Genomic DNA, 10,962 nt, shown 5'->3' with positions numbered 1-10,962 from the left:
TTTTTACGCTCATTTAATTCTCCGGAATCATCTCGATGGCGTGCACCGGGCACTGCTCGTAGCAGGTTGCGCAGCCAGTACATTTGTCGTAGTCAAAGCGGTAACGGTGACCCTTGCCGAGCTTGATGACGGCGTCTTCGGGGCAGGAACCGAGGCAGCCGTCACACTCGAAGCAGTTACCGCAAGAAAGGCAGCGGCGGGCCTCGAAGTGCGCCTGCTCCTCGGTCAGGCTGCCGACGACCTCACCGAAGCCCATGCGTTCTTTAGTGCCAAGCTCGGGCTGAATGGTGCGCGGGTGGTCACCGAAATACCACAGGTGCAGGTCATCGAATTCGACGACGGGGTGCTTCACTTTGACGTAGCGGTCTTCGTTCTTCAGCCAGGCGTCAATCATCTTGGCGGCCTTCTTGCCGTGGCCGGTGCCAACAGTGACGGTTCGCTGACTTGGGACGGCGTCGCCACCGGCGAAGATGCCGGGCACGGAGGTCATAAGTGTGACGGGGTTCACCTTTAGGGTGTCGCCGTCGAAGTCGAGGCCGTCGATGTTGTGCAGGAACGCAGTGTCGGAAACCTGTCCGAGCGCCATGATGACGGTGTCCGCGGGCAGCTTCTCAAATTTGCCGGTGCCGTGCGGGCGGCCGTCCTCGTCGAGCTCCATGACCTCGACCATGACGTCGTCGGCCACCTCGCTGATGGTTCGTAACCAGTGCACCTGGACGCCCTCGCGTTCGGCCTCCTCGAGCTCCTCGCGGTGAGCGGGCATGTGCTCTTCGTTGCGTCGGTAGATGATGACGGCCTCTTCAGCGCCCATGCGACGTGCGGTGCGGGCGGCGTCCATTGCGGTGTTACCGCCACCATAAACGGCGACCCGGCGACCGATCCTGGGCTTCTCGCCACTGGCCACATCACGCAGGAAGTCGACGGCGTCCACCATCTTTTCCGCATCCATGCTCGGAATATCGACGCGCTTGGACAGGTGAGCACCTACCGCGATAAACGACGCGTCGAAGTCGCCCGCGCTCTGCTCGGCCTGCAGGTCCGTTACGGTGTGGTTCAGGTGGATCTTGATGCCCAGGTTCTTGAGGCGCTCGACTTCGGCGTCGACAATCTCGCGAGGCAGACGGTAGGCCGGGATGCCGTAACGCATCATGCCACCGACCTTCTCACCGGAGTCGAAAATCTCGACCTCGTGTCCGAGCCTGGCCAGGTGGTAGGCGGCCGAAAGACCGGATGGGCCGGCACCGACGACCATCACTCGCTTACCCGTGTGCGTCACAGGCTTCTGGAACGTCCAGCCACGCTCGATGGCCAGGTCTCCCAGATAGCGCTCGACGGAATGGATAGAGACCGAAGAATCGAGGTCTGCACGGTTGCACGCGGTTTCGCAGGGGTGGTAGCAAACGCGTCCGTGAATGGCCGGGAAGGGGTTGTCGCGCACCAGCTGGCGCCACGCGGCCTCTTCTTTGCCCTCTTTAATAAGGCGCAGCCACTCTTGGATGTTCTCGCCGGCGGGGCAGGCATTGTTACAAGGTGGCAGCAGGTCTACGTAAATCGGGATCTGCGTGCGAACTGGGCCGATTTTCGACGTGCCCAAAGCCAGGTCTGGAACCGCAGTCACGTCTGTGCGCTGCGTCACCTCGTTTGCAAGTTCACTCATTTTGCTCCGCTCTAAAACTTCTTCTGAAACCCCCTTGTTAGGCACTTTTGCAGGTGCGATGCGAGGGTCATCCAGCAGATTCAGAGTACACCGCTAGACAGACAGAAAATATAACTTGAGTACCAGTTGCAGCAAGGGAAAACTATTACTTAGGTCTAGTGAACCTATAAACAAAACGGATTCATTTCCTATAGTTCGGTTATGTAATCATCTAACAAGCAATTGTCTGCAATCATTCATTCGCCATAGGCAACAATTCCGCCGATGACTTGCGCAGATATAGATTAAGTTGCCAAAACTGATCTGAACTATGTCCAAGCTCAAAAGAGTATTCATGTAGGATCGCCACGTGAATAACATTTCATCAGACCACGAAACCCGCGGCATATCGCATAGCGCTACCAGCACAGACGACGCGCACCGCGGCGAAATAATGTCTCGCGTAGGCCGATATGGAGTGACCAGCGGTTACGTGAATACCAAAGGCGATTGGGTCAAGACACCAACAAAGACGCTAGAGCTAGTCGCAAACAGGTTTGATACTTCCGTACCGCTAGACAACGAAAACGGCCCGCTGGTATGCAGCCCGGGTCGCTACCACCCAGAACTCTATGGAACGCTAATCCTAGAGAACGGGCATCACTACCGCGCCGAAGGCCTGGTGGACATGCCCGGATACCACATTCTTTACAACGACGCTGGCGTCCGCCGCTTCGTCATCTGCACGCCTGAAAAAATTCAGACCCCACAGCGTAGTTGGGGTTGGCAGATTCAGCTTTATTCGGCACGCTCCCGCTCGTCTTGGGGCATCGGCGATTTCCGCGACCTCGCGCTGATCTGCCGCATCGCCGCCATGCAGGGCGCGAGCTGCGTGCAGGTCTCGCCGGTCCACGCCATCGGCCCGACCGAGCACCCGCAGGCATCGCCATACTCGCCCGCGTCCAGGATCTTCCTGAACGTCCTACACATCGCACCGGGCGACGTCCTCGGCGCCGAGCACGTAGACCTGACCGACCTCGCGGAGGCAGGCTGCAAGCTAAACAAGGAACGCATGATCGACCGTGCAGCCGTCTGGAAGCTGAAGCGCGAGGCGCTGCTGCGCATCTGGAAGGCCGTCCGAAACGACCCGAACATCGAGCGAGACGCCTGGTTCGAGCAGTGGGGTAAGAAGCTTTCCGACTTCTCCACCTGGTCCGCCATCGCCGAAAAGTACGGCACCGACTGGCGCAAATGGCCGAAGGAATACCAGAACATTTCCTCCGACGCGGTTGCCGAATTCGTCAACGAGAACTCCGACCTCATCGATTTCCACAGCTGGATGCAGTGGGTTGCCCACGTCCAGTACGCTGCAGCTTGCCGCGAGGGTGTAGACGTCATCGCGGACCTGGCCGTTGGTTCCGACTCGGCCTCCCAAGACGCCTGGATCAATCAGGACATCCTCGAGTTCGACTTCGAGATCGGCGCTCCCCCGGATAGCCACAACATCGAGGGTCAGCGCTGGGGCTTGCCGCCGTTCAACCCGCAGAAGCTCGCGGAGGTGGATTTCAAGCCGTTCATCGATATGGTTCGCGCCACCCTGCGCGACGCCGGCGCGATGCGCATCGACCACGTCATGCAGCTCTGGCGCCTCTACTGGGTGCCGGTTTCCGGCAGCGCGGCCGACGGCGTCTACATCCACTACCCGGTGGACGCCATGCTTGCCATCATCAGGCTGGAATGCTACCGCCAGAACAGCTGGGTTGTTGGCGAGGACATGGGCACCGTAGCAGGCGGCGTGCGCGAGACGATGGAAGAAATCGGCATGCTGGGTAACCGCTCCGCAATGCGCACCCCGGTTCGCGAGTTCCCGACCCTGGGAGTGGGCACCAGCTCCACGCACGACCAAGTGACGGTCGCCGGCCTAGCAACCGGTTTCGACGTCTCCGAGCTGAAGCGCATCGGCAAGAGTGCAGACTGGGCACAGGTCGAAAGCACTCGCCAGGTGCTATGCGAAATGGCTCACGTCGACCCGGCGAAGCCGCTCAACCAGATCACCCGCGACGACGTCCAGTCGATGATCATCGAGCGCTACCGGATGCTGCGCGACGCACCGAGCCGAGTCGTCCTGCTCAACCTGGACGATGCCGCCAGCGTCAAGGAGCGCCCGAACATGCCCGGCACCATCGACCAGTACCCGAACTGGCGCATCGCGCTGCCCCGCCCGGTGGACGACATCATGACGTCGTCGCTTGCCGACGAGCTGGTCAGCGTCATCGAACAGGGGCGCAAGCTAGATAAATAAGTTAGAAAAAGTATCGGGCCGCAAGATTCTTGCGGCCCGATACTTTTTGACCCAAATTGCATCTTCATAAGGTTGGGAGTGGTTGGGATATCGCGCTAGGCTTGACAGAGTCGACACGAGTCGACGACGAGACGCTTGCGAAGCCGGTGAGAACCCGGCGCTGTCCCGCAACGGTATCTGCGCGCGGCGCGCAGTTAGCCCGGTCGCCAGGCCGATCGTCCCCACAGCGAAACACCCTCGAGGTTAGGGTGGCTAGGAGATTTAGTGAATTTTCCACGGCTACTTGGCATTGGCGTCGGCCCGGGGGATCCCGATTTAATTACTGTCAAAGCATTGAAGGTGCTGCGCAATTGCGACGTCATTCTTGTGCCATCCACCGAAGCTAGCGGCAGCAATGCCGGGCGTGCGGAGACCATCATCACGGCTGCTTCCCCCGAGATGGCCGAGAAGATCGTGCGCGTGCCGTTCACGATGAAAGACCCAACAGGCGTCACCACCCGCAGAATGACCAACTGGCAGACGTCCGCGGCCGTGGCCATCGAACAGTTCGAGGCGGGCGCCAAGCAGATCGGTTTCGCGACCATCGGCGACCCTTCTGTGTATTCCACGTTCAGCTATCTTGTTGCCAGCGTGCGCGAGAAGATAGAGGTTGAGGTGGAGGTCATCCCCGGCATCACGGCGATGCAGGCGCTCGCGGCCGCCTCGAAGACCCCACTTTGCGAGGGCGACGAAGTGCTGGCGCTCGTGCCGCTGAAGAAAGGCATCGACCAGCTCGTCGAGGTTTCCGAGGTGGCCGACACCTGCGTGGTTTACAAGGCCGGACGCCACTTCGCCGCGCTGAAAGAGCACCTGAACGAGGTGGGCGAGGACGCCGTCGTCGGCAGCAATGTTGGGCTGCCCGAGGAAGAAATTTCATTGGTCAGCGAGCTGGATGAGGCGCCGTACTTCACCAGCGTTTTGTGGCCGCCGAAGCGCAACGGACTAGGAGAACGACTGTGACTGGCAAGGTAGTTTTCGTAGGTGCGGGCCCGGGTGCCCCCGACTTGATCACGGTGCGCGGCGCCGAGACCATCGCGAACGCGGACATCATCATTTGGGCATCGTCGCTGGTTAACCCCGAGGTCGTCGCCCGCCACAAGGAGGGCGCAGAGCTGATTGATTCGGCCTCCGCGTCCCTGGAGGACATCCTCCCCTACTACGAGCGCGCTCGCGACGAGGGTATTCTGGTTGCTCGCGTTCACACCGGAGACCCCTCCATATATGGCGCAACCGCAGAGCAGCGCCAGGTTCTCGACGAGCTGGGCGTGCCCTACGAGACGATCCCGGGCGTATCCGCTTTTTCTGCTGCTGCGGCGATGAGCGACGTCGAGATCACCCTGCCCGAGGTTTCGCAGTCGCTTATCCTGACCCGTCTGGAGGGTGGCCGCACCCCGATGCCGCCGAAGGAAAATGTCCGCGACTTCGCCTCGCACGGCACGACGATGGCGCTTTACCTTTCGGCAGCACGTTCGAAACAGCTCCAGGAGGAGTTACTGGCCGGCGGCTACCCCGAGGATACCCCGGTGATTATCGGCTACCAGGTCACCTGGCCCGACCAGTTCATGGTTCGCTGCAAGCTTTCCGAGCTCGAGTCGACGATGAAGGCCCACAAGCTGTGGAAGCACACGGTCATTTTGGTTGGCCCCGCCCTCAGTGAGGAGCGCATGGTTAAACGATCGCACCTCTACCACCCCGGTTTCAGGCACGAATACCGCCCTGCGGACCCGAAGGCCGCAGCGGATCTGCGCGATAAGGGCGCAGAGGCGCTCTGAGCCCGCCGCGCGAAAGGACAACACATGATTACCGTTTACGGATTCATCGCCGAGCCCTCCGAAGAGCTTCGTAGGGACGCCGCAGACGCCGACCTGGTGGTGGGCGGTAGGCGTCACCTGGACGCGCTAGGCGTCGAAGAGGACAAGCGCGTCGTGCTCGGGCGCATCGCCCCGGCGATCGACGAGATGAAGAAGAACCTCAACCGAAAGATCGTCGTGGTTGCTTCCGGCGACCCACTGTTTTACGGAGTCGTGCGACGCATCCGTGCCGCCGGCCTAAAGGTCCGGGTTGTGCCGGTCGTCACCAGCCTGCAGCTGGCTTTCGCTGCCGTCGGGCTGCCGTGGGACGACGCCTTGCTGGTTTCTGCACACGGCAACGACCCGGTGCCCGCCTTCGACGCCTGCCGGCGGCACCCGAAGGTCGGCATTTTGACCGACCCGAAGAACACACTGCCACAGATCGTCGAGGCCACCGCGGGCTTGGGCAAGACCTACGTGCTGGCCGAGAAACTTGGCAGCGCCGATGAACAAATCCGCGTCATGAACGAGGCGGAGGCCCGAATGGTCACTGAAATCACCTCACCGAACGTCGTCCTGGTGCTCGACCACCACCCCGACGAGCCAGAAGCTCTCGGCGAACAGCACCCCATAGTCGGTGGCTTCGACGCCGTACCGCAGATCTAGGAGAACAATTGAGCGACAAAATCATTGGCCAGGTAGCCACCTCGCCCGCAGCACAGGCCCGGGCTGCCCAACTCGACGAGGTACTCGGCGGAACCAAGCACTACTTCGGCAAGTCCGGCGAAGGTCTGCGCACTGCTTGGGAAGAATGCGATCTGATCATCAGCCACCTGGCGCTCGGCGCGACCACCAGGCTGATCGCCGATCTGCTGAAGAGCAAGAAGACCGATCCGGCCGTCGTCGTGGTTGACGAGGCCGGCAAATTCGCTATTCCGCTGGTCGGCGGACACGTGGGCGGGGCGAACGAGCTGGCCCGCAAGATCGCCGAGGGCATCGGCGCGGTCGCAACCGTCACCACCGCGACCGATGGCAGGGACATCCCCGGACTGGACACGCTCGGCTGGGCCACCACCGGCGATCTCGCCGGCGTCACCCGTGGCATGTTGGACGGTGAGCCGGTCGAGTTGGTTCGGGGCGGCTGGCCGCTGCCCGCACTGCCCGAGAACGTCAACGAGCCAGGCGTTCCACGCGTCGAGCGTCGCGGCACCCACGTGAAGGAGCTGCCCGTTGCACCGGCCAAGTTCCGCATTTTGGTCACCGATTCCAACCAGGTCCCCGACGATCTGCCGACCGTAGCGATCCACCCGAAGTCGCTGGTGCTTGGCATGGGCTGCAACCGAGGCACCGACGTCGCCGAGATCCGCGAGCTAGCCACCCGAGTTCTTGAAGAAAACAACCTTTCGCTGTCTTCAGTCACCGCGCTGACCAGCGTCGACGCCAAAGACAACGAGCAGGGCTTCATCGATTTCGCGGCCGAGCTGGGCGTGCCGTTCGTCACGTTTAGCGCCGACGAACTAGCCAAGGTCGAGACGCCGAATCAGTCGCAGCACGCGCTCGAGGCGGTCGGCACCGGCTCGGTTTCGGAGGCCTCCGCGCTGTCCTACCTGCCCAGCCACGTCGCCGGCTCCGAGCTGATAATCGACAAACAGAAGACCCCGAACGTCACCGTCGCGGTGGCCAGGCTCAAGCCGATGGGACGCCTGAGCGTCGTCGGCCTCGGCCCCGGTGCAGACGACCTGCTGACCCCGCGGGCCAAGAACACGCTTCGCGCCAGCGCGGTCGTCGTGGGTTACCGTCCTTACGTCGCGCAGATCCGCCACATGCTTCGCCCCGGCACCGACGTCATCTCAACCGGCATGGGCAGTGAAGAAGCACGCATCGCTATGGCCATCGAGAAAGCACGCGAGGGACGCGAAGTTTCCATCGTCTGCTCCGGCGACCCGGCGATCTACGCTATGGCCTCCCCCACCCTCGAGTTGGGCACCGAGGGCATCGACGTTAGCGTCGTGCCCGGCGTAACCGCTGAGCTGGCGGCATCGTCGATTCTGGGCGCGTTCCTCGGCCACGACCACGTCACCCTCTCGCTTTCCGACCTGCACACGTCGTGGGACAACATCGAGAAGCGACTCAAGGCGGCCTCCGAGGGCGACTTCGTCGTCGCGCTGTATAACCCCCGCAGCCATAAGCGAGTCGAGCACCTGCCGCGCGCGCTCGAAATCCTGGGCTGGAACCGGCCCGAAACCACGCCCGTCGCCGTCGTGCAGAACGCAACCCGGCCCGGCGAAAACTACCGCGTGGCGACGCTGGCAGACTTCGACCCCGAGTGGGTGGACATGCGCTCCATCGTGCTCGTCGGGTCGTCAACCACCCGACTGGTCAAGACGGGACGAAACAAGGAAGTTGTTGTCACGCCACGCGATTACAAGTGGCTCGAAGAAGAAACCAAATAACCGAAGGGAAGAACTATGACTGCACTAGTAATTGCAGCTCACGGAACTCGAATCGAAGAGGGCCAGCAGCAGTGCCGCGCGCTGATCGACCGCGTCCGCAGGATGCTGCCGGACGTCCGCGTTCTTGATTGCTACGTCGAGCTGGACGAGCCGACCATCGCCGACGCCGTTACCGATGCGCTCGAAACCGACGCCGACAAGTCCGCTGTCGTCGTTCCGCTGATGATCGGCACCGGCAGCCACGTCGAGGAGGACATTCCCGAGGGCTTCGGTGCTGGCATCGAGACCGTGGCCGGTTCGCGCGTCACTTATGCGCCGCATCTTGGGCCGGATCCGAGGATGATCTCCGCTGTTTGCCAGCGCATTTCCGCTGCCGCAGGCGACTGGTCTGACGACGAGATCAGCGTCGTGTTCCTTGGCCGCGGCACCAGTCTGACTACGCCGAACGCCGATCACGCGCGCCTTGGCCGCGTCCTGCTGGAAAAGGGCGGCTACGCCGACCTGACTAACGCCTATATTCAGGTGACGCACCCGAACCTGACCGAGGGCCTGCAGCAGGCCTACGACAAGGGCGGACGCAAGATCGTCGTCATGCCGCACTTCCTGTTCCACGGCCGGCTAGAAAACTGGACCCACAAGCAGGCTAACGAGTGGGTCGCCGCTCACCCCGACGCCGAGGTTCGCGTTGCCGACGTCATCGGCGATTGTGATGAGCTGGCCCAGGTTGTCGTCGATCGGTTCCGCGACGCATCCGGCAAGCTCTCCGACCACGGCGCCCCACAGGTCTACCTGGCCGGCCTGGTTCTTGCCGGACGCAAGGTGGTTCTGGCCGGTGGCGGCCACGTCGCCGCCCGCCGCATCGAGAAGCTGATTGATTCCGGCGCTGACATCACCGTCGTCGCACCATCTTTCGACGAGCGAATCAAGTCTCTCGGCGAGCTGGGCAAGCTGAAGCTCGTCGAACGCGAGGTAACCGAGGCGGATCTGGACGACGCCTGGTACGCCATGGCGCTCACAAACAAGCCCGAGGTAAACGAGCAGGTTGCGGCCTGGGCGGAGGCTCGACGCGTGTTCTGCGTCCGCGGCGACGACGCCAGCGGCGGCACCGCCTGGACCCCGGCCACCGGCGCCGCTAACGGCCTGCTGGTGGGTGTCGTGGGCGGCCAGGATCCGCACCGCACCGCGCACGCCCGCACGGCATCCGTGGCGACAATTCGTCGCGAGTTCTAAAAAAAATTGGAGCGGTAGTGAAGAAAATCAGTTTGATCGGCATCGGCTCCGGCGACCCGGACTGGGTGACGCAGGCAGCCGTGAAGGCCATCGAGGAGCTGGACGTGCTCTTCGTCGTCATCAAGGAGAACAATCTGGACGAGCTGGTGGACATCCGCAAGCACATCCTTGCCGAGCACCGGACGACGCCGATCAAACTGGTTGAGCTACAAGACCCACCGCGCCCATGGCAGACCACGCCCGACTACAAAAAGGCCGTGGCCAATTGGCGAGCGCAGCGCTTGGAAAGCTGGTCGAAGGCCGTCGACGAGAACCTCCCCGACGGTCAGGTTGGCGGCTTCCTGGTGTGGGGCGACCCGAGCCTCTACGAGTCGACGCTGGCCATCGTCAAGCGCATGATCGCGGCCTCCGATGATGACTTCGAGCTGAACGTCATTCCCGGCATCAGTTGCGTCCTGGCGTTGGCGGCCGCGTTCCAGATTCCGCTGAACAGACAGGGCAAGTCGGTTTCGATCTCCCCTGCTCGCCCTCTTGCCAAGGGCATCCCCGATTACATCAACGACGTCGTAGTAATGCTCGACGGCAAACAGACGTTCAGCCTGATCGACCCCGAAGGTTTCGACATTTATTGGGCCGCCTACCTCGGCACGCCCGACCAGATCCTGATCTCCGGCGACCTGGCGACCGTGCGCGACGAGATCCTCGCCACCCGCAAAGCCGCCGCCGAACGCAAAGGCTGGATGTTCGACACCTACCTTCTTCGACGTCGATAGCCGCAAGTTTTCAATCAACCGGGACCTGTAAATCTGGTCCCGGTTTTTTAGTTTCGCGGTAACCGGCCTGGCTGGGTACCGTAGTTTAATGGCTGGCCTGGCTACCCCTTACGCCGTCGAAAAATAGCGGGAACCAAAAAATTCGTACTCGGACCTTTTGGTTCCTTTTAATTTCCGACGCATTAGAGAGAACAGAAAAGCTCGTAGTCGGATCTTTTGGTTCCCGCTAACTTGAGAAGATTTAGCGGGTGCATAAAAGCTCGAGTACGGACTTTTCCGTCCCTGCTGTTTCTGGTGACGTGATGGTTTACCTGGATGGTTCCTGATGGCTACCCAAACCCGGTGTGACGCGGTGGTTGGTCTGGTAGCTTCTCGGCGGTTGTGGGATTCGGGTCTTTGCGTCACTGGCTACGTGTCTCCGCTGCGCTTCTATCGCTTTCGCGATAGATCGCTTCGCTCCCGCCACGCCTTTATGTTCCTTCAAAGACCCGAACTCCCACAACCTCATGCCTTTAGGTGGTCATCCGAATTATTGCGTCAAAAAAGGCTCGTCTACGAGCCAAATCTGGCGCAACAATGCCGCGACCACTTAATAAGCGAGGCTGGTGGAGCTGTGTTGGCGAGCATTGGAGGCGGGGCGAGAGCCAGACGAATGCAACGTATTCGTCGCGAAGACACGGCGAACGGCTCGACAACCCAACCCAGGCCAGCAGCCGACCCTAAGCAATCAAGCTAGTCA

At 61.6% G+C, this 10,962-nt stretch carries 8 protein-coding genes and 1 riboswitch; of the genes, 7 read left to right on the top strand and 1 reads right to left on the bottom strand.

The window, feature by feature from the left end; translation table 11 throughout:
* Positions 1 to 13: 13 nt before the first annotated feature.
* Positions 14 to 1,657 (bottom strand): NAD(P)-binding protein, encoded by a 1,644-nt coding sequence (locus tag G556_RS09635; RefSeq protein WP_036915316.1) that lies wholly within the window; start codon positions 1,655 to 1,657, stop codon positions 14 to 16.
* 349 nt (positions 1,658 to 2,006) lie between these two features.
* Between G556_RS09635 and malQ the strand changes: the two genes are divergently transcribed.
* From malQ to cobF, 7 genes are all read left to right on the top strand, one after another.
* Positions 2,007 to 3,938: a 4-alpha-glucanotransferase gene (gene malQ / locus G556_RS0100270; protein ID WP_028821331.1), complete on the top strand. Its 1,932-nt coding sequence runs from the start codon at positions 2,007 to 2,009 to the stop codon at positions 3,936 to 3,938.
* Positions 3,939 to 4,023: 85 nt separating this feature from the next.
* A riboswitch (cobalamin riboswitch) is annotated at positions 4,024 to 4,163 on the top strand.
* Positions 4,164 to 4,202: 39 nt separating this feature from the next.
* Complete coding sequence (gene cobI / locus G556_RS0100265) at positions 4,203 to 4,937, top strand: precorrin-2 C(20)-methyltransferase (protein ID WP_028821330.1); 735 nt, start codon at positions 4,203 to 4,205, stop codon at positions 4,935 to 4,937.
* Positions 4,934 to 5,749, top strand: a complete 816-nt coding sequence (gene cobM / locus G556_RS0100260; RefSeq protein WP_028821329.1) for a precorrin-4 C(11)-methyltransferase — start codon at positions 4,934 to 4,936, stop codon at positions 5,747 to 5,749. The genes cobI and cobM overlap by 4 nt, the downstream gene beginning before the upstream one ends.
* A 24-nt stretch (positions 5,750 to 5,773) precedes the next feature.
* The gene (gene cbiE / locus G556_RS0100255) at positions 5,774 to 6,433 is read left to right on the top strand and encodes a precorrin-6y C5,15-methyltransferase (decarboxylating) subunit CbiE (RefSeq protein WP_028821328.1); all 660 of its coding nucleotides are present in this window, start codon (positions 5,774 to 5,776) and stop codon (positions 6,431 to 6,433) included.
* An 8-nt stretch (positions 6,434 to 6,441) separates the two neighbouring features.
* Positions 6,442 to 8,220, top strand: a complete 1,779-nt coding sequence (cobJ, locus tag G556_RS0100250) for a precorrin-3B C(17)-methyltransferase (protein WP_028821327.1) — start codon at positions 6,442 to 6,444, stop codon at positions 8,218 to 8,220.
* Positions 8,221 to 8,235: 15 nt separating this feature from the next.
* Positions 8,236 to 9,450, top strand: coding sequence for a CbiX/SirB N-terminal domain-containing protein (locus G556_RS0100245; RefSeq protein WP_028821326.1), 1,215 nt, complete (start codon positions 8,236 to 8,238; stop codon positions 9,448 to 9,450).
* 5 nt (positions 9,451 to 9,455) lie between these two features.
* Positions 9,456 to 10,223 carry a precorrin-6A synthase (deacetylating) gene (gene cobF, locus G556_RS0100240; protein ID WP_036915313.1) on the top strand — a complete coding sequence of 256 codons (768 nt, stop codon included), beginning with the start codon at positions 9,456 to 9,458 and terminating at the stop codon, positions 10,221 to 10,223.
* Positions 10,224 to 10,962 lie beyond the last annotated feature (739 nt).

Source organism: Propionimicrobium lymphophilum DSM 4903, assembly GCF_000423485.1.
Classification (GTDB): domain Bacteria; phylum Actinomycetota; class Actinomycetes; order Propionibacteriales; family Propionibacteriaceae; genus Propionimicrobium; species Propionimicrobium lymphophilum.
This window is presented reverse-complemented; position numbering and strand designations above follow the sequence as displayed.